Source organism: Cupriavidus sp. FW305-26 (genome assembly GCF_058787975.1).
In genome coordinates, this window is record NZ_JBYTAH010000027.1 from 57428 (window position 1) to 81855 (window position 24428).

Consider the following 24428-nt stretch of genomic DNA (forward strand, 5'->3'; position numbering starts at 1 on the left):
ACTGTACGCCGGGGCTTGGTAATTGGGAAATTAAATGATGAAATCGCCGGCAGTGGAGAAACTAATGGATAACCGGCCATGCAGGACCCTCGCCTCGATCCCGTACTGCTGCAGAGCTTTGTCGCCGTGGCGGAAAGCGGCAGTTTTACCCGCGCCGCGCAGCGCGTGCACCTGACTCAGTCAACGGTCAGCCAGCAGGTGCGCCGGCTGGAAGACCAGCTCGGCTGCGTGCTGCTGGACCGCGGCGGCCGCTATGTCACCACCACGCCCGAGGGCGAGCGCCTGCTGGGCTACGCGCGCCGCCTGCAGCAGCTGATGGCCGAGGCGGTGGGGCAGCTGCGCCAGAGCGCCGGCCAGGGCGAGATCCGCATCGGCGTGCCCGAGGACTTTGCCGCGCGGCCGCTGACGCCGGTGCTGGCCGGGTTTGCCGATGACTGGCCTGGCATGCGGCTGGAGGTGACCAGTGGCATGAGCCATGAGCTGTGGCAGCGCTTCCAGGACCGGGAACTGGACCTGGTGCTGGTCAAGCAGCGGGTCGGGCAGGCGCCGGGGCTGGCCAGCTGGCCCGAGCCGCTGTGCTGGATCGACAGCCGCAGCCGTCCGGCGGTGGCGCGCGACCCGGTGCCGCTGGTGGCGTTTCCGGTGGGCGGGCTGTACCGCGGCGAGATGACGCACGCGCTCGACGCCGGCGGACGGCGCTGGCGTGTGGCCTTTGTCAGTGCCAGCCTGGCCAGCATCCTGGCCGCGGTGGCCGACGGCCTGGGCGTCACCCTGCTGCCGCGGCGCCTGGCCACGGCTCAGCACCAGGTGCTGGAGGACGGCGGCTGGCCCGCCGCGGTGCCCGACGTCGAGCTCAGCCTGCACGCGCAGCCGGACCTGCCGGCCGCGGCGCGCGACATGGCCGCGCGGCTGGCCGCGCTATGCGAGACCGTGATGGGGTCGGGCGCGCCGCCCGCGGATCAGCCGAAGAACTCGTTGTAGTAGCGGGTGCAGGTGCCGGCCGGGCGGAAGGTGTATGGCAGCTCGGCCATTGCCGCGGCTTCCAGCGAGCCGAACGGGATGTCGGGCGCGGCCAGGGGGCCGGCTTCGGGGGCGGACTGATGGTCGGGGCGCGCAAGCTCGGCGCGGGTGTTGGATGGCGAAGTCATGTCAGGCTCATTCTCAAGGGTCGGGCACTGCACCCGGCAACTGCGGATCGGCGTTGTCAACGCGTGCAGCCATCCTAATGCTGCAGCGCGGCGCAGTCAGCCACCCCAGCCTGAACACACTGTTGCGCAATCGCGCCCAATCGGGGCGACTTGCCCGGCGTTGCGAGCGCCTGGCTGCCGCCGGCGACTTGCGCCAACGCCGTCCGCGGCAGGGTCTATATTGGCTGAGGGTTGCCTGCGCCGCTTGCTTTGCGGGCAGCGCGGGCCTGAGTGCCGCTGACCTTCCGGAGCGTGCCATGTCGTTGCCTCCATGCTTTACCGATCGCCGCGAGGCTGGCCAGTACCTGGGCCGCCGCCTGGCCGAACTGGGTTTTGGCGCCGCACAACTGGGCCAGCCCGCGCTGGTGCTGGCGCTGCCGCGCGGCGGGGTGCCGGTGGCGTTCGAGGTGGCGCGCGCGCTCGACGCGCAGCTGGACGTGCTGCTGGTGCGCAAGATCGGCGCTGCCGGCTATCCCGAGCTGGCGCTGGGCGCGGTGGTGGAGGGCGATGCCGGCGGCGGCGGCCCGCACACGGTGGTCAATGACGATCCCTGGGCGCGCCGCGCCGTGGAAAGCGGCAGCTTCGATGCCGAGCGCGGCCGCCAGCTCGACGAGATCGCGCGGCGCCAGCGGCGCTATCGCGGCGGTGCGCCGGTGCCGGAGCGCGCCGGGCGCACGGTGATCGTGGTCGATGACGGCGTGGCCACCGGCGCCACCATGCGCGCCGCGCTTGAAGGCGTGCGCATGGCCGGGGCGGCGCGGGTGGTGGCGGCCACGCCGGTGGGGTCGGAGCAGGGGCTGGCCAGCCTGTTGGCCGCGGCCGACGAGGTGATCTGCCTGAACACGCCCCCCAGCTTCGGCGCGGTTGGCGCCTTCTACCTGGATTTCTCCCAGACCAGCGATGAAGAGGCGCTGGCCCTGCTGCGCGCGGCGGCGCCGCCGCCTGCGCGCTGAGGTTCGCTCAGCCCTTGCCCAGGCGCGCCTTCAGGTGCGGCACCAGCCCGCCGGCGGCCAGGATCGCGCGCAGGAAGTCGGGGATGGGTTCGCACGCGACCAGGCTGCCGTCGTCCAGGCGCAGCTGTGCCGTCGCCAGGTCCAGCACCGCGTGCGCGCCGTCGGCCAGGCGGCAGGTGTCGGCGCAGACCAGCACCGGCAGGCCCAGGTTGATGGCATTGCGATAGAACAGCCCGCCGAAGGACTGCGCCACCACGGCGCCCACGCCGAGCGCGCGCAGCGCCTGCGGCGCCTGCTCGCGCGAGGAGCCGATGCCGAAGTTGGCACCCGCCACCAGCACGTCGCCGGGGCGCACGCTGCCGGGGAACTCCGGGCGCAGCGAGGCCAGGCAATGCCGGGCCAGCACGGGCAGCGGCGATTTCATCAGCACGGCGGGGGCCATGGCATCGGTGTCGATGTTGTCGCCGAAGCGCCAGAGGCGGCCAGTGGGGTCGGGGGCGATAGCAGGGGTCATGCAAGAAGTCTGTCCCGCCAGGCGGGCACGAAGTCAGGTCCGCAGCGTTACTCCAGCAGGGTGCGCGGATCGGTAATGCGGCCGGTGACGGCGCTGGCGGCCACGGTCATCGGCGAGCCCAGCCACACCGCGCTGCCGGCATCGCCCATGCGCCCGGAGAAGTTGCGCGCCGTCGACGCAATCGCGCGGCTGCCCGCCGGGAAGCGCGCCGCGCCATAGCCGGCGCAGGCGCCGCAGGCGTTGGGCAGCAGCGTGGCACCGGCGTCGGTCAGGATGCCAAGCGTGCCCTCCTGCTCGGCCAGCAGCTGGTCGCGGCGCGAGGCCGGCGCCACCTGCAGGGTCACGCCCGCTGCCACGCGGCGCCTGCGCAGCACGCGCGCGGCCATGCGCAGGTCTTCCAGCTTGGCGCCAGTGCAGGCACCCAGGTAGGCGATCTGCACGGGCTCGCCGGCGGCCTGGTCTACCGGCGCGCTGTTGGCCGGAGAGTGCGGCGCCGCCACCTGCGGCACCAGTGCCGCGGCGTCGAAGCGGTGTGTGGCCAGCACCGGCGCATCGGGGTCCGTGCGCCAGTGGGCCAGGTCGATTGCGGCCAGCGTCTGCGCCGGCACGCCGGCCTCGGCCAGCCAGCCGAGCGTGGCCGCGTCGGGCGCCACCAGGCCGGTCTGCGCGCCCAGCTCGGCGCTCATGTTGGCCAGCGTCATGCGCTCCTGCATCGGCAGCGCGGCGACGGCGCTGCCGGTGTACTCCAGCGCCTCATAGCGGCCGCCGCCCATGCCGAGCGTCGCGCACAGGAACAGCATCATGTCCTTGGCGCAGACGCCCGCTGCAAGCTGGCCGTCCCATTGCAGCCGGATGGTATTGGGCACGCGCAGCCAGATCTCGCCGGTGGCCAGCACCCCGGCCATCTCAGTCGCGCCCACGCCGAACATATAGGCGCCGAAGGCACCGCCGGTGGGGCTGTGGCTGTCGCCGCCGACAATCAGGCGGCCCGGCAGCACATGGCCGCGCTCGGGCAGCACCACATGGCAGATGCCTTCGGCGTCGATGAAGTGGGCGCCGGACTGGCGCGTCCAGTCGCGCGTGAAGCGCAGGATCGACTCGGCCTGGGCATCGCCGCCCGGCACGAAATGGTCGGTCACCACCACATAGCGCGACGGGTCCCAGACCCCGGTGCCAAGCTCTTCCAACAGCGGCGCCACGCGGCGCGGGCCGCTGGAGTCGTGCGACATCGCCAGGTCGACCCGGCAGATCACCACCGTGCCGATCTCCGCATGCGCCAGCCCGGCGGCGCGCGCCACCAGTTTCTGCGCCAGCGTGGCGGGAGTGTGGCTCATTCCGGCGAGGCTCCCGAATACTTGACCACGGCGGCCCAGCGCCTGACGTCCTGCTTCACGAAGGCGGCGAAGGCGTCGGGCGGCGTGCCCATCGGCTGCGCCCCGTCGTTCTCCAGGCGCTTGCGCACCGCGGGCGTTTCCAGCCCCTTGCGCGCGGCCTGGTACAGCGCCTGAGTGACTTCGTGCGGCATGCCGGCCGGACCGAACAGGCCGAACCACGCGCTCGATTCAAAGCCCTTCACGGTGGCGCCGATCGGCGCCGCGCCCGGGAACTGCGGCAGGGCCGCGGGGCTGGTCACGCCCAGCACCTTGAGCTTGCCCGCGCGCACATGCGGCAGCACGTTGATGGTGCTGGCGAACATCAGGTCGCACTGGCCCGCCAGCACGTCGGTGAGCGCGGGCGAGGTGCCCTTGTACGGAATGTTGACGATATAGGTGCCGGTCATCATCTTGAACATGTCGCCGGCCATATGCAGCGACGACCCCACCGAGCCGATGGCAAAGTTCAGCTTGCCCGGTTCGGAACGCGCCAGGCGGATCAGCTCGGGCACATTGCTGGCCGCCAGCTTAGGCGTGGCCACCAGCACGCTCGGCACGGTGGCCACCAGCGTGATCGGGGTGAAGTCCTGCACCGGGTCGAACGGCAGCTTCTTGTACAGGGTGGCGTTGATGGTGTGGCTGGTGAAGCTCATCAGCAGCGTGCTGCCGTCCGGCGCGCTCTTGGCGACCAGGTCGGCGGCGATATTGCCGCCGGCGCCGGGGCGGTTCTCGACCACCACCGGCTGGCCGAGCTCCTGGGACATTTCCTGGGCGATGGTGCGCGCCAGCGTGTCGGTGGTGCCGCCGGCGGGCGCGCCCACCAGGATCCGGATCGGCTTGCCGCCGGCCACCTGGGGTTGCCCCTGGGCCGCGGCGGACAGCGGCAGGGCCAGCGCGCACGCGGCCAGGCTGGCCATGGCCAGGCGCTGCACCGCGGCGCGGCGGGGGATCGAAGGCAGACGGGTCGGGCTGGACGGGACCAGGCAGAACACGGGCATGGCGACGGCTCCTCGCTTGATGTGATCAGAGATGCGCAGTATCGCCCGGAACGTTACGTGGCGCATCCCTGGCTGCGCCGCCTGCGGGAAGTCGGCGGCGGTCCGCGGAGTCAGTCGCGCAGGCCCGGGCGGGTTTCGCTTTCCACCCAGACGTTGGCGCTGTCGACGCCGGCCGGCGACAACTCCATGCGGTATTCATAGCGGTCCGGGCGGTACTGGCCGAGCAGCAACTGGACCGGGCGTCCGGCCGCGTCCTTGACCACGCGGCGCACCGCCAGCAGCGCGCCGCCTACCGGCACGTCCAGCAGCGGCGCCACCACCACGTCGGCCAGGCGCGCGGACAGCACCTGGCTGGCACGGCCCAGCTTCACGCCGCCGGCCTCCAGCAGCCGCAGCACCGGCCGCTCTTCCAGGGACTGCCGCGTGATCGGCCGGCCCAGGTCGGCGGGCAGGTAGACGGTGATATGCGACAGCGGCCGGTTGCGGTAGTGGCGCACGCGCACGATCTTCACCACCGGATCGCCCGGCTCGATCTGCAGCGATTCGGCCACATCGGGCGTGGCATGGACTTCGTCGATCGAGATCACCTTCACCGACGTCTTCTGGCCCATGTCGATGATGTTGTCGAGCAGGCTGGTGCCGCGTTCCTCGCCGGCCGCCGTCGCCGGGCGCACCGGATGCGGGTTGACGAAGGTGCCAAGCCCGCGGTGGCGGCGCACCAGGCCTTCTTGCACCAGGCGGTCGAACACGCGCCGCATGGTCACGCGCGAGGCGTGGAACTGCTTGGCCAGGTCGATCTCGCCCGGCAAGGGGCCCTGGCCGAAGCGGCCTTCCACGATCTGCTGGCGCAATACCACGTAAATCTGGTGATACAGGGGAACGACGGCTTCACTCATGGTTTCCCTTGCGGAGAGATGACAAGTCTGTAATGCCTCTAATGTACTTTAAATCAGACATAGAGCCTAGCATGGATAGCCGCAGTGGCGCTTGCGGGACAACTGCGCCGGCGCGGTGTTGCAGCGATGCATCTCGTCTGCGCCGAGACCCTTGGCTGGCTGCGCCAGCGCGGGTGAAGTCGGTCTGGCGCCGCTGCATGCCTTGCTGGGATGGACAACGCCGGTGCGGTGGAGCGGGTTGTGCCGTGCGGCGAGAACAGGACATCGGGGCGCCGCCGCAGCAATGTGGAGATGCCCCACACGGGCGGCGACGACGGCACCCTCGATGCCGTGTTTCAGTCCCGATACGTAAGGTCGCGCCTCGGGCAAATTCTGGCTGCCTGCATAAGACCCTGAAAAATAAGGCGTTTTCCGACCACCCCGGAACCCCCCCAGGTGGGCCGGGAGTGGCCGTGTCACAGCGGTGTGACATGTCGTCTGCCGTGCACAGCGGCGAGGGCGGCAAGCGTCGCGCAAAGCCGCGGAAAGTCCCCGCCAGAGTGCCGGGCGGGCCTTGTAATACAAGGAGTTGGCGCCGCAGGTGGCGCAGCTGGCACCGATTATGCGCAAGGGGAGTCTGGTTTGGCTGGGTGCCGGACCTGAACCTCCAGCCGTCGTTCCTCGCAAGAGCGCCGGCCGGAGGCTGAGCCGCTGTGACACTGTGCAATTCTCCTGGGAGCTTCGTATGAAAAAGACCTTACTGGCGTCGGCTATCGCCATGGCATTTGCGGGACAGGCCTGGGCAAATCCGACCAATAACAACGACGTGGTAAGAGGTGGCGGCGACAACACGCAAACCGCCACAGCGACCTCGACGCAGAGTGGCAGCGGCGCGGCGGCAAACGAATATTCGACCGCAGTCCAGGCCAATGACAGCAGCACCAACACCAGAACCACCACGGTTGGCGTCAACAAGACCAAGACCACGACCAACTCGAACAACAGGAGCAGGATCGACTTTGACCAGGGCGTAGGCAACGCGGGCTCCAACGGTGGCAGCGCAACCTCCAGCGTAAGCAACGCCTTCAACACCAGCAAGGCACTGGCGATCAGCAAGCTGAATGGCACGGTTTCCAACAACAGCATTGGCCCGATCGGCAATTACGCCACCAACTGGGGTAACGCGAATGGTGCAGCCGGTGGCCGGGGCGGCAATGGCTTTGGCGGTACCGGCGAAGGCGGGCGCGGCGGCAACGGCGGCAACGGCGGTAACGGCGGCAGCGGCGGCTCCGGTGGCAGCGCTACCAACGGTAGCGCCACCAATGGCGACGCCACCAACGGCAGCGCCAACGCTGGTAATGGCGGTGCCGGCGGCAAGGCGATTGGCTGGGCCGGCAGTGGCGGTGACGGCAAGGCATATGGCGGCAGCGCACTCTCCGCAGCGGGCAGCAAGGGCGGCAGCGGCGGCGATGCTTATGGCAAGGGCGGCGGCGCTCTGAGCGCATCGCTCGGCGCCGGCGGCCGCGGCGGCAGTGCCGGCGCGATCGGCGGTGGTGGCCTGGGTGCCAGCGGCGCCCTGGGCGGCTTGGCAGGTTCGGCCGGCGGCTCAGGTGGTAGCAGCGGCAATGCCAACGGTGCGGGTGGCGACACTACCACTGGCGGCGCAGGCGGCGCAGGCGGCGCAGCGGCCGGTACCAACACGGCTGGCGCAGGCACCGGTTCGGGCGGCGCAGGTACCGCGAGTGGCGGTGCGGGCGGTGCCGGAACGGCAGCTGCAGGCGCGACCGGCGGAGCCGGCAGCGGCACCGGCGGTGCCGGTGGCGCGGGCGGCGCGGCGACCTCGACCGCAACGGCGGGCGCGGCAAGCGGCACCGGCGGCGCGGGCGGCACGCAAGCCAGCGTTGGCGGCGCGGGCGGTACTGGCGGTTCGGCCACGAACGGCAGCGCAACGAGTTCGGCCTCCAATGGCAGCTCCACGGCTGGCAACGGTGCGGTGGGTGCTACCGGCGGCGCGGGCGGCGCGGGCGGCACTGGCAATGGCGGCACTGGCGGCACCGGCAACGGCGCAGTCGGCGGCGCTGGCGGTAATGGCGGTTACAACATTGTTGACGCGGGCACCTTCAATATGTCCAACACCATGACCAGCGTTGGTCAAACGGCGGCGGGCATCATGATGGCCAACCAGAACAGCGGCGCTGCCTCGCTCGTGCAGCAAAGCGTGAACGTTCAGGCCAACCTGCAGGTCGGCGGCAACCGGTAAGGCGTGCAGCCACGGTCTGGCCCCGGGCATGTGGCCCGGCCCGCATCCTGTGTGCGGGCGCGCGGGTCCTGTCATGCCCCAAGCAAGCCTGATTGCCTTGCAGCCGTCCGGATGGGGGCGGCCGGCAGGCAAGGGGAGACGACATCATGCAATCGGTCCGCTTCGCCGTCGGCGCATTCGCGACGGTCTTACTCGCCTGGCCAGTGCTGCAGGCGCACGCTGAGCCGCCAGGGCTGGACGCCGCCATGGCAGCGGCGCGCGCTGCTTCTGGCGCAGCCCCGGACACGGCTGCAATCACCGCACAGCCGACGGCCGCAACTTCCTTGTTCGGAGGGGTGGCGAAAGCCGTACCCGTGTCTAAACTGGATGACATCCGTGGCGGCGCCGAGGTCACGGTCAACGATATGCGCCTGCACGGTACCGTGGCCGACAACGCCGCGGTCAATATTCTGTCCGGCACCAACAACATCGCGGACGGGGCCTTCTCGAATGCGGCAGGGATTCCCACCGCGATCCAGAACTCGGGCTCCAACGTACTGATCCAGAACGCCACTATCGTCAACGTCCAGTTCAAGCAATGAAGCCGCTGCGAAACCTGTGGGCGTCTGTACCGTTCTTGCTGGCCGCGGGGGGCGTTCCATGTGCCCAGGCTGCCGACACCCTGATATACGGGCCGGTCGGCGAATCCTACAACGTCCGGGTCACGAGCGTGCGCGAGGCTCGCTTCAAGTCCACGATCCGGCAGCAGTTCGACTTCAGCTGCGGCTCGGCCGCGGTGGCCACGCTGCTGAGCTACCAGTATGGCCATCCGATGAACGAGGCTACGGTCTTCCAGAACATGTACCTCAACGGCGACCAGCAGAAGATCCGCGCCGAGGGGTTCTCGCTGCTCGACATGAAGCGCTTCCTGGGAGCGCTCGGCTATGAGGCCGACGGCTACGAGCTGCCACTGTCCAAGCTGGAAGAGACGCAGGTGCCGGCCATCGTGCTGATCGTGGAGAATGGTTACCACCATTTCGTGGTGGTCAAGGGCGTGAAGGGCGACCGCGTGCTGATCGGCGATCCCGCACGCGGCACGCGCGCGATGTCACGCGAGCATTTCGAGCAGATCTGGGACAGCCAGCTGCTGTTCGTGATCCATAACCGCACCGAACGGGCGCGGTTCAACCTTGCAGCCGACTGGCGCGTTGCGCCGAGCGGTCCTTACTGGATGGGAGTCAACCGGGATAGCTTGTTCTTCACCGTCATGCCCAAGCATGGCGCGGGCGATTTTTGAGGAACGCATCATGTTGCAGACTTCCTTCCCGACCCCAGCAGCCCCTCGCAGCGCCGGTCATGCGGCCGCGGCGATGCTGCTCGGGGCCGGTTTGGCCTGTGCCGGCACGGCGCAGGCCACCATGCTGCCACAGCCCGACGCCCTCGACGCGTCGGCGCTTCCATTGCAGGGGGCCATGCCCTCGAGCGACGGGCAGGACCAAAACCCTCTGGCTGCCGCACGCGGCAGCATGGCCGGCTGGAAACCGGTAGCACACGAAAAACTCGACGACATGCGGGGCGGCTTCGAAGTGCCGGGCCTGCAGGTTTCGTTCGGTATCGAACGCGCGGTGTACATCAACGGGGCCCTGGTGGTTGCCACCAGCATTAACATCCCCGATGTCAGCCGTATCACCGCCGACCAGGCTGCGCGGCTTGCCTCGACGCTGGGCCCGGCCATCGTTGCCAGCACCAATGCGGCGGTCGCCAACGCGCTGGCGGCGGCGGGCGCGGCCGGTTCGGATGGGAGCGCCACCTCGGCGGCCAATGGCGCCTCGGCCAGCAGCACCGGCACGTCCGGGGCCGGTTCGGGCGCCAGCGGTGCGGCGGGCTTGCCGGCGGCGGTGGTGAATACGGCCACCGGTCAGGTCGTGAGCAATGGGCTGTTGAACGTGATCCAGAACGGCCCGGGCAATGCGGCATCGGTGGGATCGCTGGCGGGGACGCCAACGACCGTGATCCAGAACACCTTGAACAACCAGAGCATCCGGAGCCTGATGACAATCGACGCAAGCGTAAATACGCTGCAGGCATTCCGGTCGCAGTTGGCCAACACCACGCTGAACAACGCGCTGATGCGGGCCGCAAGCATGAGGTAGTCGTAGCGAGGCATCGGGCAGTACAGGTCGCAGGCTCCTGCAAGAACAGCCTGCCGTCCCGGGGGAGGAAGACGTCATGAAGAAGCGGTCGATGCAGGGCATTCGCAATGCGGGATGCTCGACGTTACTGTTGCTCGGCGGCCTGGCGCAGGCCCAGACGCCGCCGGATGCGGGACCACCCGCAGCCGGACTGGAAGCACTGCAGAAGGAGCTTGCCGAACAGGCCACCCAGCTCGACGCCATGAAGCGGGCGCTGGCCGAACAGGAGGCGCTGATCCGCGAACTGCGTAACGTGATCGGCACCGAGGTGCTGGCCAACAAGCGCGGCGGCCAGCGCGCGGGGCCAGGCGTGTCGCCGTCCGACAATGCCACCAACGCCGCTACCGCGGCGGCCGCTGCCAGCGCCACCCAGTCAGCGCCCAACGCGGTCAACAACCCGCAGCAGATCATTCTCCAGCCACCGCAGGACATGGCCCAGGGTCCGCAGGCGGGCGAGTCCGCCGACCGGCAGACCGTGGCCCTGGAAGAACCCGTGGGCCGCCCGCCGGAGGAAGACCGCCGTCCGCCTGAGATCGCGCCGATCATCGACCAGCCCGGCGTGCTGACCGCCCAGGGCAAGCTGGTGATCGAGCCCGGCTTCCAGTACGGCTATTCGTCCAATAACCGCGTCGCGCTGGTCGGCTACACGGTCATCCCGGCCATCCTGATCGGCCTGGTCGATGTGCGCGAAGTCAAGACCTCGACCTACATCCCGTCGGTAGCGTTTCGCTACGGCCTGACCAAGCGGCTGGAAATCGAAGCCAAGGTGCCTTACGTGCACTCATCGGGCCAGACAGTCAGCCGCGAGGTCTTCACCGGCACGGCGGTCGACCGCGTGTTCAATGCGAGCGGCAGCGGTATCGGCGACGTCGAGGCGACGGTGCGCTACCAGCTCAACTACGGCAACGAGAAGATTCCGTACTTCGTCGGCTGGCTGCGCTACAAGTCCAATACCGGCACCGACCCGTTCGAGGTCGTGACCGACTGCGTGACGCGCTGCGTGGGCAATGCCACCGGCACCGGCCTGCCGCTCGGGTTGCCCACCGGCACCGGCTTCCAGGCGATCCAGCCCGGCATCACCTGGCTGCTGCCGACCGACCCGGCGGTGTTCTTCGGCACCTTCAGCTACCTGCACAACTTTGCGCGCGACAACGTGAGCCGCACCGTGCTGAACGGCGAGAAGGAGAATCTCGGCAAGATCGCCCCCGGCGACATCTTCGAGTTCAGCTTCGGCATGGGCCTGTCGCTCAATGAGAAGGCGTCGTTCAGCATCGGCTATGACCAGGCCATCATCTGGCCGACCAAGCAGAACGGCCAGACCGTGCCGGGCTCGGTGCGCGTGACCCAGGGCACCTTGCTGGTGGGCTATTCGTACCGCTTCAACAACCGCTACACGGTGAACCTTTCAGTGGGTGCGGGGCTGACGCGCGACACCCCCGACCTGCAGGTGAACCTGCGCCTGCCAATCACTTTCTGACGCGCTTTGCTGCGAATTTCCGCCTGACGTGACGCGTGCCCCGCATGTGCGGGGGCACGTGCGCATCACATCCGCGGCGAGGGTGCGCAGGCACGGAAACGCGCCTTGCGCTGGCCCCTTGAACGGCGTACAAAGAAATAACCCCGCGCCGCCAGCGGTACTTTCTGACCAGGCTCAAACTCACCGGCGGTGCGGCCTGAAAAAGGAGAGAGACATGCGCAAACGCATCTTCTGGTTGTTGCCCGACCTGGCGAGTGCCCGTCGCACCATGGACGACCTGCTGCTTGCCCGGCTCGAGAACCGCCACATCCACTTCGTGGCGCGCGACGGCTCCGACATGACCGGCCTGCATGAAGCCAACCTGTTCCAGACCTCCGACATCGTGCATGCCGCCGAGATGGGCTTGATGGTCGGCGGCGGCGTGGGCGTCGTGGCCGGCGTCGTGGTGGCGATGTTCCCGATCGTCAGCGACACCCCGCAGTGGGGCCTCGTCGGCGTGCTGGCGGTGCTGGGCGCGGTGTTTGGCGCGTGGGCCTCGAGCATGATCGGCAGTTCGGCACCCAACAGCCGGCTGCGTGCATTCGAGAAGGACATCGAGGCCGGCAAGATCCTGCTGATGGTCGACGTGCCGCGCAGCCGTGTCGAGGAAATCGAAACCCTGCTCGCGAACGCGCATCCGGAAGCCAGCTTTGCGGGGTTGGACCCGGCTGTGCCGGCTTTCCCCTGAGCCGTCGGCGTATCGTCGCTTATTGTCGTTCAACGCGGTCGCATGTCTTTCCGCGCGCCCTTGCGGCGCGCCCTGACGCGCATCCTTTAGCGCGCCCCGGCTCGCACCGGAACCGCCTTCGCGGTTCCGGTGTGATGCCGCTGCAACACTCCGATCTTTCCCGGTTTGCCCCCATGAGACGCATGCGGTAACTTGCGTAACGGCGCGCGGCCGTGCATGCCGCGCCGCCATACACAATGAAGGACAGCCGCACAGGCGCAAGGGGGCGAGACAATGAAAGCGAAATGGATCGCGTGCGGCATGCTGGCCGCCACGCTGGGATGGGCCGCACAGACGGCCCTTGCGGAACCGGGCGTGACCCGCAACACCATCCGCATCGGCCAGTCGGCCGGCGTCACCGGTCCGGTGGCCGGTTCGGTCAAGGAGCAGATCGCCGGCGCGCAGGTGTACCTGCGCACCATCAACGCCAGCGGCGGCGTGGCCGGGCGGCGCATCGAGCTGGTGACCCACGATGACGGCTTCGATGCCAAGCGCACGCCCGACAATGTGCGCAAGCTGATCGACGAGGACAAGGTGTTCGCGCTCTTCATGGTGCGCGGCACGCCGCAGAACGAAAGCATCCTGCCCATCATCGCCGCGCAGAAGGTGCCGCTGGTGGCGCCGCTGACCGGCGCCATCACGCTGCACCGGCCGGTCAACCGCTACGTGTTCAATGTGCGCGCCAAGTACCAGGACGAGGTGGCGCGCGCGATCAACCACCTGGCCACCTCGGGCATGAGCCGCATCGGCATCTTCTACGCCAACGACGGTTTTGGCCGGGACGTGCTGGAAGGCTACAGCGCCGCGCTGCAGGCGCGCGGGGTGCAGCCGGCGGCGACGGCAAGCTTTGCCCGGCCCATGGGCGATATCACCCAGAGCGTGGCCGCCATGAACAAGGCCAACCCGCAGGCGGTACTGGTGATCGGCTCGGGCTCCGAGGCGGCGCGCATCATCCGCGAACTGCGCCGCGCAGGCAGCGAGGCACAGTTCGTCACGCTGTCCAACAACGCCGCCGATTCCTTTATCCGTGAACTGGGCGACGATGCGCGCGGGCTGATCATCACGCAGGTGGTGCCGGGCACCAACTCCAGCCAGATGACGCTGGCCAGCGAATACCGCAGCCTGGCCAAGCAGCAGGGCGTGGAGCCGTCCAACGCCGGCATGGAGGGCTTCATGTCGGCCAAGGTGCTGGTCGAAGGGCTGCGCCGCGCCGGCCCCGACCTGACGCGCGAGCGCCTGGTCACGGCGCTGGAAGGCATGCGCGACTACGACCTTGGCGGCATCCTGATCAGCTACAGCGCCGAGCGCCATACCGGCTCGTCGTTCGTGGAAATGTCGATCGTCTCGTCCACCGGCAAGCTGATCCGCTGAAAGCCGCGGATAGGGGGGCTGCGGTATAGTCCCCCGCATGGCTACTCCTACCCTCTCCCCCGATTCCCGTACCCCGTTCTCGCTGCACGGCCGCGTGGCGCTGGTTACCGGCGGCGCGCAGGGCCTGGGCCTGGCGATTGCCGCCGGGCTGGCCGACGCCGGCGCCCATGTGCTGGTGGTGGCGCGCAATGCGCAGCGCGTGCAAGCGGCCGTCGCCGCGCTGGCCGCGCGCGGCGGCAGCGCCGAGGCGCTGGTGCTCGATATCACCGATGAAGCCGCCGTGGCTGCCGCGTTCGACCGCATCGACGCCGCCCATGGCCGGCTCGACATCCTCGTCAACAATGCCGGCGCGCGCAACCGCAGCACCATGGCGCAGCTCGATGCCGGCGACCTGCGCGCCATGCTCGAGACCAACCTGGTGGCGCCCTACGCGCTGTGCCGGCTCGCCGCGCAGCGCATGCGCGGCGGCGATTACGGGCGCATCGTCAATGTGAGCTCGATTGCGGGCCAGGTCGCGCGTGCCGGCGACGTGCTCTACCCCGCCACCAAGGGCGGCCTGGATGCGCTCACGCGCGCCATGGCGGCCGACCTGGGGCGGCACGGCGTCACCGTCAATGCGATCGCCCCGGGCTACTTCGCTACCGAGCCCAACCAGCCCATGGTCGAGGACGAGAGCGTGGCCGAGTGGCTGCGCCAGCGCACCTCGCTGGGCCGCTGGGGCCAGCCGGAGGAAGTGGCGGGGGCGGTGGTGTTCCTGGCGTCGCCGGCCGCGTCCTATGTCACCGGGCAGGTGCTGGCCGTGGACGGCGGCTATCTCGGGCACTTCTGAGCCGTCGTCGGCGGCAAAGCGTACCCAATTCTGCGTGCCACTCCTGGCGGGTTTTCAGCGCCGCGCGGGCGGCTTGCCGCCGCGGTAGAACGCCTGCAGGCAGTCGATCATCGCGGCTGCAGCGGCCGAGTCGCCGCGGTCCTTGAGCCGCACCAGGCAGATATCGCGCACCAGCGACGGCAGCTGCAGTGGCCGGATCGCCAGCCCCTCGCGCCGGAACTGAAACAGCGCCAGCGACGGCACCGCGCTCACGCCCAGCCCCGCCTGCACCAGCGCCGCCACCGTCGCCAGGTGCTCCACCTCCATCACGCTGGTCAGGCGCAACGGATGCAGCGCGGCGTCCAGGTGCTGGCGCACGCTGGTCGTGCGCGACAGCTGGATAAACGGCAGGCCCGCCAGCATCTGCGGCGTGATGCGGCGCTTGCGCGCCAGCGCATGGTCCGCCGGGCACACCAGGTGGAAGGTGTCGCGCACCAGCGGCTCCACGCGCAGGTCTTCGTCCTGGGCCGGTGCCGGGGCCAGCGCAAAGTCGGCGCGGCCCTGGCGGACCAGTTCGATGCAGCCGTCGGCGAGCTGGTCGAACAGCTCCAGCGCGATGCCCGGATACAGCGCGCGGAACTGCGCCAGCAGCGGCGGCAAGTCGCCGCCGGCCAGCGACGGCAGCGCCGCGATCGACACCCGCCCCTTGCGCCGCTCGGCGTGCGCGCGCAGGTCCTCGAACGCGGTTTCGAAATCGGCCAGCAGCCGGCGCGCGGTCTGCTCGAAGCGCACGCCGTCGCTGCTCAGCTCCACATGCCGCGTGGTGCGTTCGAACAGCCGGCTGCCGGCCTGTTCCTCCAGTGTCTGCACCAGCGCGCTGAAGGCCGATTGCGACAGGTGGCAGGCGCGCGCCGCGCGCGTGAAGTTGCGGTAGGTGGCCAGCGCCACGAAGGCGCGCAGGTGCTTGACCGAGAGGTTCATGGGCTGGCGGATTTATCCACTAAGTCGATAGATTAATCCAAATAATCCGTTTTTTGGCTGGACGTACCAGCCCTAGAATGGGATCGACCCCACCAACGACCTGCCCCCGACCATGACTGCTCCCTTGCTGATCGGCTCCGGCGCCGGCTTCTCCGGCGACCGCACCGATGCCGCGCTGCCGGTGGTGCGCACGCTGATTGCCTCCGGCCAGCCGGCCGCGCTGATCTTCGAGACCCTGGCCGAGCGCACACTCGCGCTGGCGCAGCTGGCGCGGCGCAACGATCCCGCGCAGGGCTACGAGCCGCTGCTCGATGCGCTGCTGGTGCCGGTGCTGGGCCTGTGCCTGCAACACCGCATTCCCATCGTCGGCAATTTCGGCGCCGCCAATCCGCGCGCCGCGGCGCGGCGCGTGCTGCAGCTGGCGCAGGAACTGCGCCTGCCCGCGCCGCGTGTTGCGGTAGTGGAGGGCGATGACCTGTCCGACGATGCGGGACGCGCGCGCTTGCACGGCATTCTTGGCGATGCATTCGACGCCGATCGCTTCGTCTGCGCCAACGCCTATATCGGCGCGCAAGGCATCGCCGAGGCGATCTCCGCCGGCGCCCAGGTGGTGGTGTGCGGACGCGTGGCCGATCCGGCGCTGGCCGTGGGGCCGGCGATGGCGCACTTTGGCTGGTCGTGGGACGACTGGGACCGCCTGGCCGCCGCGACCATGGCCGGCCACCTGCTTGAATGCGGGGCGCAGGTCAGCGGCGGCTACTTTGCCGATCCCGGCATGAAGGACGTACCCGATGTGCATGCGGTGGGCTTCCCGATCGCGCAGCTGGCCGAGGACGGCGGCATCGAGATCTTCAAGGCCGCCGGCACCGGCGGCTGCGTCGACCTGCGCACGGTCAAGGAGCAGCTGCTGTACGAGGTCCACGATCCGGCCGCGTACCTGACGCCTGACGTGGTCGCAGATATTGGTACGGTCACGGTCACGCAACTGGCCCCCGACCGCGTGGCGGTGCGCAATGTGCGCGGCCATCCCCGCCCGGCGCAGCTCAAGGCCAATGTGTTCAGCCACGGCGGCTGGCTGGCCGAGGGCGAAATCTCGTACGCCGGCCCCAATGCCGCCGCCCGCGCGCGGCTGGCCGCCGACATCCTGCGCCGGCGCATGCAGCTGCTGGGCCATGACGCGCCCATCCGCTTCGACCTGATCGGCGTGCTCAGCGTGCTGGCCGACGATGGCGGCGCCATGTTCGCCCAGCGCCAGCCGCATGAGCAAGCGGCGCAGGACGTGCGCCTGCGCGCCGCGTTGGCGCACGACGACCTGACGGTGGCGCAGGCCCTGCAGCGCGAGGTCAATGCGCTCTATACCTGTGGCCCGGCCGGCGGCGGCGGCGTGCGCACCGCGCAGCGCGCGCGCCTGAATGCGGTGTCGTGCCTGGTACCGCGCGAGGCCGTGACGGCCACGCATAGCTTCATCGCCTGAGGAGGTCCGACCATGACTGACACTGCCGCGCTCTACCAGTTCGCACACGGCCGCACCGGCGACAAGGGCAACCGTTCCAACATCAGCGTGATCGCCTACGACGCGCGCGACTACGACCACCTGGTCGAGCACGTGACCGAGGACGCCGTGCGCGCGCTGTTCCGCGAGCGCCGGCCCACGGCCGTCACGCGCTACCTGGTGCCGTCGCTGCAGGCGATGAACTTCGTCCTCGATGGCGTGCTCGATGGCGGCGTCAACGACGCGCTCAACCTCGACACGCATGGCAAGGCGCTGTCGTTCCGCCTGCTGCAGCTTGAGATCCCCGTGCCGCCGCGGCTCGTGTCCGGCACCGCGGCTAGCCACTGATCCACCGCTTCACACCGACAACGACTTCTACAGGAGACCACGATGTACCCATTTCTCAAGCCACTGGCCGTCGCCGCACTTGCGCTGATCCTGCCCGCGGGGCAGGCCTGGGCCGAGTTCCCGGACAAGCCGATCCGCTTCGTGGTGCCGTTCGCCGCCGGCAGCGCCACCGACCAGCTGGCGCGTGCCATTGGCCAGGCCATCACCGTGGACAGCAAGGTCACCGTGGTGGTCGACAACAAGCCGGGCGCGAATGGCTTCATCGCCGCGTCGGACGTGGCCAAGGCCGCGCCGGACGGCTACACCGTGCTGATCAGCACCAACACCACGCATGCGGCCAACGAGCACCTGTTCAAGAAGCTGCCCTACGACCCGGTCAAGGACTACGCGCCGATCACCGCGCTGGGCCGCGGCGGCCAGATCATGGTGGTCAACCCGCAGGTGCCGGCCAAGACCGTGGGCGAGTTCATCGCGCTGGCAAAACAGCAGCCGGGCAAGCTCAGCTTCGGCAGCGGCAGCTCGTCGTCGCGCATTGCCGGCGAGCTGTTCCAGCAGATGGCGCATGTGGAGTTGCTGCACGTGCCGTACAAGAGCAACCCGCTGGCCATCACCGACCTGCTCGGCAACCAGATCCAGATGATGATCACGGACACGGCCACCGGCCTGCCGCAGGTCAAGAGCGGCAAGCTGCGCGCGCTGGGGGTGTCGGGCAAGACGCGCTCGCCGCTGGCGCCGGACGTGCCCACCATCGACGAAGCCGGCGTCAAGGGCTACGAGATGAGCTACTGGTTCGCGGCCTATGCGCCCGCCGGCACGCCGCAGCCGGTGGTGGCGAAGCTCAATGCGATGATGGTCAAGGCCGCGCGCGGCGATAGCGCAGCTGGCTTCTACAAGTCGACCGGCACTGAGGTGTTCACCAGCACGCCCGCGGAGCTGGCGAAGTTCCAGTTGCAAGAGTCCGGCAAGTGGGGACGCATCATCAAGGCGGCGAATATCCAGCCGGAGTGAACGCAGGGCAGCGCAAGCTCCCATGCATGGAAAACGGGGCCAAACGGCCCCGTTTTTTACGCAGAAGTAGGTACGCTTTGGTGCTTGCGGCCTTGATGGACAAGGGCCGGCTAAGATATGCCTGGCCGCGCGGCCTTGCCGCTCCGGCCTACTCCTCGACAATACCAACCAGAACAGGAACAGGATATGAAGCAGCAGTCCGTGGTGTGCCATGCAAACTTACATCCCGGCCGTCGCCCGGGGCTGCGCCAGGCCGTATTCCGTGCCGCCATCGCCGTCACCATGGGGGCCGCCGTGCTTCCCGCCATCGCCACTGCGCAGACCGCCACGCCGCCGGCGCAGCAGAAGACCCAGGTGCCGGGCTATTACCGCATGATGGTCGGCCAGCTCGAGGTCACGGCGCTCTATGACGGCTACATCGACCTGGACCCGAAGATCCTCAGGTACACCAGCGCGCGCGAGGTGCAGAGCCTGCTGGCGCGGATGTTCGTCGAATCGACGCCAGGCATGCAGACCGCGGTCAACGCCTACCTGATCCATACCGGCAGCCACCTGGTGCTGGTCGATACGGGCGCGGCAGCCTGCTTCGGGCCCACGCTCGGGCGCATCGGCGAAAACCTGCGCGCGGCGGGCTACGCGCCGGAACAGATCGACACCGTGCTGCTGACCCACCTGCACGGCGACCACGCCTGCGGCCTGGCCGCCAACGGCAAGGCGGCCTTCCCGAACGCAACCGTCTATGTCGACAAGGCCGATGCCGACTACTGGCTCAGCGAGGCCAATGCCGCCGCCGCGCCGAAGGAGGCGCAGGGCCTGTTCGCCATGGCGCGCGCCGCGGTCGCGCCGTACCAGGCGGCGCAGCGCTTCCGGCCCTTCAACGGCGGCGCCGGTGTCGAGCCCGTTTCCGGTGTGCGCGCGGTGCCGGCCAATGGCCATACTCCGGGCCACAGTGGCTACCTGTTCACCTCGGGCAAGGACAGCCTGCTGCTGTGGGGCGACATCGTGCACAGCCATGCGGTGCAGTTCCGCCGCCCGCAAGTGGCGATCGAGTTTGACGTGGACAGCAAACAGGCAGTGATCACGCGCCAGCGCATCCTGGCCGATGCCGCCAAGGGCCGGCTGTGGGTGGGGGGCGCGCATATGCCTTTCCCGGGCCTTGGCCATGTGCGCCGCGATGCGGCCGGGTATGCATGGGTGCCGGCCGAGTTCGGTCCGATCCGCAACGACCGCTAGCCGTCCACGCACGGCCGTCGCTTTTCGCCTAGAGTCATCCCAGCGGCCCGTATGACGTACGGGACGGGTGGTCGTGTCTACTGCGGAGGATTTGCGATGAACGCCAAGGCATCCCGCTTCGATCCTGCCCGCCGCCGCTGGCTTGGTGCCGGCGCCGCGGCCCTGGTGCTGGCCGTGCCCCTGCCGCGCGCCGCGCGCGCCCAGCCTGGGCCGGTGGCCAGCCGCGAGGCCACCGCGCAGCGCATCGGCGTGATCGGCTCGGGCCGCATCGGCGGCACGGTGGGCGGGCTGTGGGTCAAGGCCGGACACCCGGTCCTGTTCTCGTCGCGGCACCCGGAGGCACTCAAGCCGCTGGTGGAAGAATTGGGTACGCTGGCGCGCGCCGGCACCGTGGCCGAGGCGATTGCGTTCTCTGACGTGCTGTTCCTGGCCACGCCCTACGGCGCGCTGCCGCAGCTCAGCCGCGACCATGCCGATGCCTGGCGCGGCAAGATCGTGCTCGATGCCACCAATGCCTATGAGCACCGCGATGGCCCGATCACCGAGGAGGCCAGGCGTGACGGCATCGGCATCACCACCGCGCGCTACCTGCGCGGCGCGCGCGTGGTGCGGGCCTTCAACTTCATGGGGGCGGCACAGTTTGCCAGCGAGCACCACCGGGCGGGCGGCCTGGTGGCGGTGCCCATTGCCGGCGACGACAAGGCCGCGCTCGATGTGGCCGCGCAGCTGGTGCGCGATGCGGGATTCGAACCGGTGGTGGTGGGGCCGCTGGCGAGCGCGGATCGCTTCGCACCGGGCGGGCCGCTGTTCCGGCAGGTGGGTACGGCCGAAGAGTTCCGGCGCAAGATGGGCGCCCGCTGACGCTGCGCCGGGCGCGCTGGCGCATCAGGGCCGGCGCCGCTCCATTGCCACCATCGACGGCGTAAAGCCGAGCTGGCCGAAGAATGCGGCTTCGGAGGAACGCGCCGCGCGCAGCATCCAGGTGATGTCGGGGTCGTTGCCCACGATGTGCCGCACCAGGGCGCGGCCGATGCCGCGCCGGCGGTGGCTGGGCGCGACGGCAACCATCGACAGGAAGCCGTCGCAGACGTCGTCGCACAGTGCGCGGGCAAAGCCGACGATCTCGCCGTGCTCCACCGCTACGACCACCCGTTGGGAGTTGGCCACCAGCCGTGCGAATTTCTCCGGGCCGCCCACCCGGTGGGCCCAGCCGTTGGCGATCAGTAGTTGTCTGGCTGCCTCGATGTCGTCAGGCAACAGGTTACGGATTTCCATCGGCGGCTCTCCCAGTAAAGCGTGTACGGCCCCTCGCCGCCCCCTGCCACGAGGGGCGCCGCGAGTCGAGAACGGCACGGGAACCCGTGCCGCGCAATTGGCGGAGTGTAGCGAGCGGGCGCGGGCGCGTCAATTTGGCTTCCGGCGGGGTCGGGTGCTGCTCACGCCGGCGCGCCGGCGCGGTATCATGGCCTCCATGAACGCCCCCGTCTTTTCCTCCGCACATCCGGCCGATCAGCTTGCCGAGTTCACCGACGCGGATGCGGCGATCGCGCGCATCCGCGACATCTACGAAGCTTCTGTCGGCGCCGTGCGCGCGCGCTTCGATGCCTTCGCCAGCGGCAAGCCGCTGCCCTCGGCCGCGCATGCGTGCTATCCGTACCTGGGCATCTCGGTCAATATCGAGACCATGGTCACCGACAGCCGGCCGTCATGGGGCACGGTGGCCTACCCGGGCGTGTATGGCACCACCGTGACCCGCCCCGACCTGCTGGCGGACTACTACCGCGACCAGATCGAGCGGCTGATGCGCTATCACCGCGTGCCTGTGGTGGTAGGGCTGAGCCGGCGCCCGATCCCGCTGCCGTTCGTGATCGAGGCTTCGACCACCGACATCAGCTACACCCAGGCGCGCGAGCTGGAGGCATCGTTCGTGCTGCCCGAGCTGAGCCGCATCGACGACGGCATCGCCAACGGCACCTATGAGCCGATCCCGGGCGAGGCCTGGCCGCTGTCGCTGTTCCCGGCCGAGCGCGTGGACCTGGCCCTGCAGCGGCTGTACCACTACACCGGCACGGCACCGCAGCATTTCCAGCGCTTCGTGCTGTTCACCAACTACCAGCGCTATGTCGACGAGTTTGTCGAGCTGGGCCGGGGCCTGATGGCCAGCAGCGACGGCGGCGGCTACACCCGCTTTGTCGAACCCGGCGACGTGATGCAGGAACTGGGCGGCGCGGAACCCGACGACGCCTCGCGCCCGCGCGCGCTGCCGCAGATGCCGGCCTATCACCTGGTGCGCGAAGACAAGCTGGGGGTGACGCTGGTCAATATCGGCGTGGGACCGTCCAACGCCAAGACCATGACCGACCACCTGGCCGTGCTGCGCCCGCATTGCTGGCTGATGGTGGGCCACTGCGGCGGCTTGCGCCGCTCGCAGCAGCTCGGCGACTACGTGCTGGCGCACGCCTATGTGCGCGACGACCACGTGCTCGACCACGATTTGCCGCCGTGGGTGCCGGTGCCGCCAATCGCCGAGATCCAGGTGGCCTTGCAGGAGGCCGTTGCGCGCGTGACCGGGCTGTCCGGCAACGAGATGAAGACCCGCATGCGCACCGGCACGGTGGTCTCGACCGACGACCGCAACTGGGAGCTCAAGTCCAAGTCGCTGTATGCGCGCTTCAACCAGTCGCGCGCGATTGCCATCGATATGGAAAGCGCGGCGGTGGCGGCCAACGGCTTCCGGCTGCGCGTGCCCTATGGCACCTTGCTATGCGTGTCGGACAAGCCGCTGCATGGCGAGCTCAAGCTGCGCGGCATGGCCAACGCCTTCTATCGCCAGCGTGTCAGCCAGCATATGACCATCGGGCTGGAGGCGATCCGCATCCTGCGTGAGAACGGGGTGGAGCAGCTGCATTCGCGCAAGCTGCGCAGTTTCGACGAGCCGGCGTTCCGCTAGTCGCCCCGCTCCCGGCAGCCGCAAAAGGCAACTTCCGCTCAGTGGCTGATCATCCAGGGCCGCCCCCCGGGGGCCTTGGCCGCGTCCGTGCGCCCGGCCAGCCGGACCGGGCCGCAGCAGCCACACCCGGCGCCATGCGCCGACGATGACCTGGGCTCGGCCGCGCTGCGCTCATTGACCGCATGCGCCGCGCGCGCCGACGTCGCCATGCTGGCCAGCGCCGGTGCGGCCACCAGCGCGCGCGCTGCCAGCGCGCCGCATTGCGGGCAGGCCGCGGCTTCGTCGCGCCGCGACATTGGCCGCATCACCGCGAAATCGCCACAATCTTCACACCGATAGTCGTAGGTGGGCATTGCATCTCCGCCAGTGGGATCACGACAACCACCTTCCAGGCTAGGCCAGGTCGGGGGAAAGGGGCAGGTCCATGCCGCCCTGGATCATCTTCACCGGCCCGCTGGCGTTGGGCCGGATATCGAAATCGAAGATCTGCGTCGGCAGCCACAGCGTGGCGCAGGCATTGGGAATATCCACCACGCCACTGATATGCCCCTGAACCGGCGCTGTGCCGAGGATCGAATAGGCCTGGGCCCGCGAGTAGCCGAACCTGCTCAGGTATTCGATCGCGTTCAGGCATGCCTGCCGGTAGGCCACGTGCACATCCAGGTAATGTTGCTTGCCTGACTCATCGACGGAGATCCCTTCGAAGATCAGGTAGTCGTTGTAGCTCGGCGTGATCGGGCTGGGCTTGAAGATCGGATTGCGGATGCCGTACTTGGCCATGCCGCCCTTGATCAGCGACACGCGCATATGCACCCAGCCGGCCATTTCGATGGCGCCGCAGAACGTGATCTCGCCATCGCCCTGCGAGAAATGCAGGTCGCCCACGGACAGGCCCGCGCCGTCCACATAGACGGGGAAGTAGACCTTGGCACCGCGTGACAGGTCCTTGATGTCGCAGTTGCCGCCATGCTCGCGCGGCGGCACCGTGCGCGCGCCGGCCGCGGCAGCCTGGGCGCGCGCATCGCCTTGCAGCCTGCCCATGTGCGCGGTGGCGGCAAACGGCGGATTGGCCAGGGGGGGCACGCGCCCGGGATCGGTGGCGATGAAATCCATCTCGCGTTTGTTCCACGTCTCCAGCATGGCCTGGTCCGGCAGGCAGCCGATCAGCCCCGGGTGGATCAGCCCGGCAAAGCTCACGCCGGGGATATGGCGCGACGAGGTGTAGAGCCCGTGGAAGTCCCAGATCGACTTCTGCGCCTGCGGAAAGTGGTCGGTCAGGAAGCCGCCGCCGTTCTGCTTCGAAAAGAAGCCGTTGAAGCCCCACTGGCTTTCCGGCCTGGCGCCGATGTCCAGCAGATCCACCACCAGCAGGTCGCCGGGTTCGGCGCCTTCCACGCCTACTGGACCGGACAGGAAATGGACGATCGACAAATCGATGTCGCGCACATCGTCGGCCGAATCGTTGTTCTTGATGAAGCCGCCGGTCCAGTCGTAGGTTTCGAGGATAAAGTCGTCGCCCGGCTTGACCCAGCAGGCCATCGGGATGTCCGGGTGCCAGCGGTTGTGGACGTTGGGGTTCTCGTACGGCGATTCGGCCAGATCGACCTTGATCAGGGTGTCCGTCATGACGTTGCCTCCTGGGTGGAAAGGGGTGGGGGAGCGG

Annotated in this window: 25 protein-coding genes; 16 read left to right on the forward strand and 9 right to left on the reverse strand. The window is 69.0% G+C overall.

Annotation, left to right across the window (positions count from 1 at the left end):
• The first annotated feature begins 78 nt into the window (after positions 1 to 78).
• Positions 79 to 981: a LysR family transcriptional regulator gene (locus AC3WQZ_RS16530; protein WP_010811101.1), complete on the forward strand. Its 903-nt coding sequence runs from the start codon at positions 79 to 81 to the stop codon at positions 979 to 981.
• On the opposite strand, the gene AC3WQZ_RS16535 is transcribed toward AC3WQZ_RS16530, so the two are convergent.
• Positions 960 to 1148 (reverse strand): hypothetical protein, encoded by a 189-nt coding sequence (locus tag AC3WQZ_RS16535; RefSeq protein ID WP_010811100.1) that lies wholly within the window; start codon positions 1146 to 1148, stop codon positions 960 to 962. The genes AC3WQZ_RS16530 and AC3WQZ_RS16535 overlap by 22 nt on opposite strands.
• A gap of 296 nt (positions 1149 to 1444) precedes the next feature.
• On the opposite strand from AC3WQZ_RS16535, the gene AC3WQZ_RS16540 reads away from it, so the two are divergent.
• A complete protein-coding gene (locus AC3WQZ_RS16540; RefSeq protein ID WP_010811099.1) occupies positions 1445 to 2140 on the forward strand; it encodes a phosphoribosyltransferase in 696 nt (231 codons plus the stop codon).
• Between the two features lie 7 nt (positions 2141 to 2147).
• Here AC3WQZ_RS16540 and AC3WQZ_RS16545 read toward each other — a convergent pair whose 3' ends face one another.
• From AC3WQZ_RS16545 to AC3WQZ_RS16560, 4 genes are all read right to left on the reverse strand, one after another.
• Positions 2148 to 2654 carry a LeuD/DmdB family oxidoreductase small subunit gene (locus AC3WQZ_RS16545; RefSeq protein ID WP_010811098.1) on the reverse strand — a complete coding sequence of 169 codons (507 nt, stop codon included), beginning with the start codon at positions 2652 to 2654 and terminating at the stop codon, positions 2148 to 2150.
• Positions 2655 to 2701: 47 nt separating this feature from the next.
• Entirely contained in the window at positions 2702 to 3988 is a 1287-nt protein-coding gene (locus tag AC3WQZ_RS16550; protein ID WP_010811097.1) for a 3-isopropylmalate dehydratase large subunit, read from the reverse strand.
• The gene (locus tag AC3WQZ_RS16555) at positions 3985 to 5025 is read right to left on the reverse strand and encodes a tripartite tricarboxylate transporter substrate binding protein (protein ID WP_010811096.1); all 1041 of its coding nucleotides are present in this window, start codon (positions 5023 to 5025) and stop codon (positions 3985 to 3987) included. The genes AC3WQZ_RS16550 and AC3WQZ_RS16555 overlap by 4 nt, the downstream gene beginning before the upstream one ends.
• A gap of 110 nt (positions 5026 to 5135) precedes the next feature.
• Positions 5136 to 5921 carry a GntR family transcriptional regulator gene (locus AC3WQZ_RS16560; RefSeq protein WP_010811095.1) on the reverse strand — a complete coding sequence of 262 codons (786 nt, stop codon included), beginning with the start codon at positions 5919 to 5921 and terminating at the stop codon, positions 5136 to 5138.
• A gap of 724 nt (positions 5922 to 6645) precedes the next feature.
• Between AC3WQZ_RS16560 and AC3WQZ_RS16565 the strand changes: the two genes are divergently transcribed.
• The 8 genes from AC3WQZ_RS16565 (at position 6646) to AC3WQZ_RS16600 (ending at position 14774) form a co-directional block, all read left to right on the forward strand.
• Positions 6646 to 8160, forward strand: coding sequence for a hypothetical protein (locus AC3WQZ_RS16565; protein ID WP_492300894.1), 1515 nt, complete (start codon positions 6646 to 6648; stop codon positions 8158 to 8160).
• Between the two features lie 146 nt (positions 8161 to 8306).
• On the forward strand, positions 8307 to 8741 hold the full coding sequence (locus AC3WQZ_RS16570) for a hypothetical protein (RefSeq protein ID WP_010810455.1): 435 nt from the start codon (positions 8307 to 8309) through the stop codon (positions 8739 to 8741).
• Positions 8738 to 9436, forward strand: coding sequence for a C39 family peptidase (locus AC3WQZ_RS16575; protein ID WP_058697738.1), 699 nt, complete (start codon positions 8738 to 8740; stop codon positions 9434 to 9436). Before AC3WQZ_RS16570 ends, AC3WQZ_RS16575 begins: the two co-directional genes overlap by 4 nt.
• 10 nt (positions 9437 to 9446) lie before the next feature.
• On the forward strand, positions 9447 to 10292 hold the full coding sequence (locus AC3WQZ_RS16580; protein ID WP_011616331.1) for a hypothetical protein: 846 nt from the start codon (positions 9447 to 9449) through the stop codon (positions 10290 to 10292).
• A 76-nt stretch (positions 10293 to 10368) separates the two neighbouring features.
• On the forward strand, positions 10369 to 11808 hold the full coding sequence (locus AC3WQZ_RS16585) for an acetate kinase (protein WP_010810452.1): 1440 nt from the start codon (positions 10369 to 10371) through the stop codon (positions 11806 to 11808).
• 214 nt (positions 11809 to 12022) lie between these two features.
• Positions 12023 to 12535, forward strand: coding sequence for a hypothetical protein (locus AC3WQZ_RS16590; protein WP_010810451.1), 513 nt, complete (start codon positions 12023 to 12025; stop codon positions 12533 to 12535).
• A gap of 273 nt (positions 12536 to 12808) precedes the next feature.
• Positions 12809 to 13945, forward strand: a complete 1137-nt coding sequence (locus AC3WQZ_RS16595) for an ABC transporter substrate-binding protein (RefSeq protein WP_010810450.1) — start codon at positions 12809 to 12811, stop codon at positions 13943 to 13945.
• Between the two features lie 37 nt (positions 13946 to 13982).
• Entirely contained in the window at positions 13983 to 14774 is a 792-nt protein-coding gene (locus AC3WQZ_RS16600; RefSeq protein WP_011616332.1) for an SDR family oxidoreductase, read from the forward strand.
• Between the two features lie 54 nt (positions 14775 to 14828).
• On the opposite strand, the gene AC3WQZ_RS16605 is transcribed toward AC3WQZ_RS16600, so the two are convergent.
• Positions 14829 to 15734 (reverse strand): LysR family transcriptional regulator, encoded by a 906-nt coding sequence (locus tag AC3WQZ_RS16605; protein WP_010810448.1) that lies wholly within the window; start codon positions 15732 to 15734, stop codon positions 14829 to 14831.
• Between the two features lie 112 nt (positions 15735 to 15846).
• Between AC3WQZ_RS16605 and AC3WQZ_RS16610 the strand changes: the two genes are divergently transcribed.
• From AC3WQZ_RS16610 to AC3WQZ_RS16630, 5 genes are all read left to right on the forward strand, one after another.
• The gene (locus AC3WQZ_RS16610) at positions 15847 to 17208 is read left to right on the forward strand and encodes an acyclic terpene utilization AtuA family protein (protein ID WP_058697739.1); all 1362 of its coding nucleotides are present in this window, start codon (positions 15847 to 15849) and stop codon (positions 17206 to 17208) included.
• Positions 17209 to 17220: 12 nt separating this feature from the next.
• Positions 17221 to 17574: an AtuA-related protein gene (locus tag AC3WQZ_RS16615; protein WP_010810446.1), complete on the forward strand. Its 354-nt coding sequence runs from the start codon at positions 17221 to 17223 to the stop codon at positions 17572 to 17574.
• Positions 17575 to 17616: 42 nt separating this feature from the next.
• Positions 17617 to 18582 carry a Bug family tripartite tricarboxylate transporter substrate binding protein gene (locus AC3WQZ_RS16620; RefSeq protein ID WP_010810445.1) on the forward strand — a complete coding sequence of 322 codons (966 nt, stop codon included), beginning with the start codon at positions 17617 to 17619 and terminating at the stop codon, positions 18580 to 18582.
• A gap of 186 nt (positions 18583 to 18768) precedes the next feature.
• Positions 18769 to 19815 carry an MBL fold metallo-hydrolase gene (locus AC3WQZ_RS16625; protein ID WP_010810444.1) on the forward strand — a complete coding sequence of 349 codons (1047 nt, stop codon included), beginning with the start codon at positions 18769 to 18771 and terminating at the stop codon, positions 19813 to 19815.
• Positions 19816 to 19911: 96 nt separating this feature from the next.
• On the forward strand, positions 19912 to 20676 hold the full coding sequence (locus AC3WQZ_RS16630; protein ID WP_492300891.1) for an NADPH-dependent F420 reductase: 765 nt from the start codon (positions 19912 to 19914) through the stop codon (positions 20674 to 20676).
• Positions 20677 to 20700: 24 nt separating this feature from the next.
• Here the strand turns inward: AC3WQZ_RS16630 and AC3WQZ_RS16635 are convergent, their stop codons facing one another.
• Positions 20701 to 21090: a GNAT family N-acetyltransferase gene (locus AC3WQZ_RS16635; protein WP_010814084.1), complete on the reverse strand. Its 390-nt coding sequence runs from the start codon at positions 21088 to 21090 to the stop codon at positions 20701 to 20703.
• 187 nt (positions 21091 to 21277) lie between these two features.
• Here AC3WQZ_RS16635 and AC3WQZ_RS16640 point away from each other — a divergent pair, with 187 nt between their 5' ends.
• Positions 21278 to 22765: an AMP nucleosidase gene (locus AC3WQZ_RS16640; protein WP_011616336.1), complete on the forward strand. Its 1488-nt coding sequence runs from the start codon at positions 21278 to 21280 to the stop codon at positions 22763 to 22765.
• Between the two features lie 38 nt (positions 22766 to 22803).
• Here AC3WQZ_RS16640 and AC3WQZ_RS16645 read toward each other — a convergent pair whose 3' ends face one another.
• The gene (locus AC3WQZ_RS16645; RefSeq protein WP_439672270.1) at positions 22804 to 23118 is read right to left on the reverse strand and encodes an FmdB family zinc ribbon protein; all 315 of its coding nucleotides are present in this window, start codon (positions 23116 to 23118) and stop codon (positions 22804 to 22806) included.
• A gap of 40 nt (positions 23119 to 23158) precedes the next feature.
• Entirely contained in the window at positions 23159 to 24391 is a 1233-nt protein-coding gene (gene fmdA / locus AC3WQZ_RS16650; protein WP_492300892.1) for a formamidase, read from the reverse strand.
• Positions 24392 to 24428 lie beyond the last annotated feature (37 nt).

What these genes read in the sequence shown, in the direction of transcription:
- AC3WQZ_RS16530 (WP_010811101.1), top strand. Translation starts at nt 79, where the DNA reads ATGCAGGACCCTCGCCTCGATCCCGTACTGCTGCAGAGCTTTGTCGCC.
- AC3WQZ_RS16535 (WP_010811100.1), bottom strand. Translation starts at nt 1,148, where the DNA reads ATGACTTCGCCATCCAACACCCGCGCCGAGCTTGCGCGCCCCGACCAT.
- AC3WQZ_RS16540 (WP_010811099.1), top strand. Translation starts at nt 1,445, where the DNA reads ATGTCGTTGCCTCCATGCTTTACCGATCGCCGCGAGGCTGGCCAGTAC.
- AC3WQZ_RS16545 (WP_010811098.1), bottom strand. Translation starts at nt 2,654, where the DNA reads ATGACCCCTGCTATCGCCCCCGACCCCACTGGCCGCCTCTGGCGCTTC.
- AC3WQZ_RS16550 (WP_010811097.1), bottom strand. Translation starts at nt 3,988, where the DNA reads ATGAGCCACACTCCCGCCACGCTGGCGCAGAAACTGGTGGCGCGCGCC.
- AC3WQZ_RS16555 (WP_010811096.1), bottom strand. Translation starts at nt 5,025, where the DNA reads ATGCCCGTGTTCTGCCTGGTCCCGTCCAGCCCGACCCGTCTGCCTTCG.
- AC3WQZ_RS16560 (WP_010811095.1), bottom strand. Translation starts at nt 5,921, where the DNA reads ATGAGTGAAGCCGTCGTTCCCCTGTATCACCAGATTTACGTGGTATTG.
- AC3WQZ_RS16565 (WP_492300894.1), top strand. Translation starts at nt 6,646, where the DNA reads ATGAAAAAGACCTTACTGGCGTCGGCTATCGCCATGGCATTTGCGGGA.
- AC3WQZ_RS16570 (WP_010810455.1), top strand. Translation starts at nt 8,307, where the DNA reads ATGCAATCGGTCCGCTTCGCCGTCGGCGCATTCGCGACGGTCTTACTC.
- AC3WQZ_RS16575 (WP_058697738.1), top strand. Translation starts at nt 8,738, where the DNA reads ATGAAGCCGCTGCGAAACCTGTGGGCGTCTGTACCGTTCTTGCTGGCC.
- AC3WQZ_RS16580 (WP_011616331.1), top strand. Translation starts at nt 9,447, where the DNA reads ATGTTGCAGACTTCCTTCCCGACCCCAGCAGCCCCTCGCAGCGCCGGT.
- AC3WQZ_RS16585 (WP_010810452.1), top strand. Translation starts at nt 10,369, where the DNA reads ATGAAGAAGCGGTCGATGCAGGGCATTCGCAATGCGGGATGCTCGACG.
- AC3WQZ_RS16590 (WP_010810451.1), top strand. Translation starts at nt 12,023, where the DNA reads ATGCGCAAACGCATCTTCTGGTTGTTGCCCGACCTGGCGAGTGCCCGT.
- AC3WQZ_RS16595 (WP_010810450.1), top strand. Translation starts at nt 12,809, where the DNA reads ATGAAAGCGAAATGGATCGCGTGCGGCATGCTGGCCGCCACGCTGGGA.
- AC3WQZ_RS16600 (WP_011616332.1), top strand. Translation starts at nt 13,983, where the DNA reads ATGGCTACTCCTACCCTCTCCCCCGATTCCCGTACCCCGTTCTCGCTG.
- AC3WQZ_RS16605 (WP_010810448.1), bottom strand. Translation starts at nt 15,734, where the DNA reads ATGAACCTCTCGGTCAAGCACCTGCGCGCCTTCGTGGCGCTGGCCACC.
- AC3WQZ_RS16610 (WP_058697739.1), top strand. Translation starts at nt 15,847, where the DNA reads ATGACTGCTCCCTTGCTGATCGGCTCCGGCGCCGGCTTCTCCGGCGAC.
- AC3WQZ_RS16615 (WP_010810446.1), top strand. Translation starts at nt 17,221, where the DNA reads ATGACTGACACTGCCGCGCTCTACCAGTTCGCACACGGCCGCACCGGC.
- AC3WQZ_RS16620 (WP_010810445.1), top strand. Translation starts at nt 17,617, where the DNA reads ATGTACCCATTTCTCAAGCCACTGGCCGTCGCCGCACTTGCGCTGATC.
- AC3WQZ_RS16625 (WP_010810444.1), top strand. Translation starts at nt 18,769, where the DNA reads ATGAAGCAGCAGTCCGTGGTGTGCCATGCAAACTTACATCCCGGCCGT.
- AC3WQZ_RS16630 (WP_492300891.1), top strand. Translation starts at nt 19,912, where the DNA reads ATGAACGCCAAGGCATCCCGCTTCGATCCTGCCCGCCGCCGCTGGCTT.
- AC3WQZ_RS16635 (WP_010814084.1), bottom strand. Translation starts at nt 21,090, where the DNA reads ATGGAAATCCGTAACCTGTTGCCTGACGACATCGAGGCAGCCAGACAA.
- AC3WQZ_RS16640 (WP_011616336.1), top strand. Translation starts at nt 21,278, where the DNA reads ATGGCCTCCATGAACGCCCCCGTCTTTTCCTCCGCACATCCGGCCGAT.
- AC3WQZ_RS16645 (WP_439672270.1), bottom strand. Translation starts at nt 23,118, where the DNA reads ATGCCCACCTACGACTATCGGTGTGAAGATTGTGGCGATTTCGCGGTG.
- fmdA (WP_492300892.1), bottom strand. Translation starts at nt 24,391, where the DNA reads ATGACGGACACCCTGATCAAGGTCGATCTGGCCGAATCGCCGTACGAG.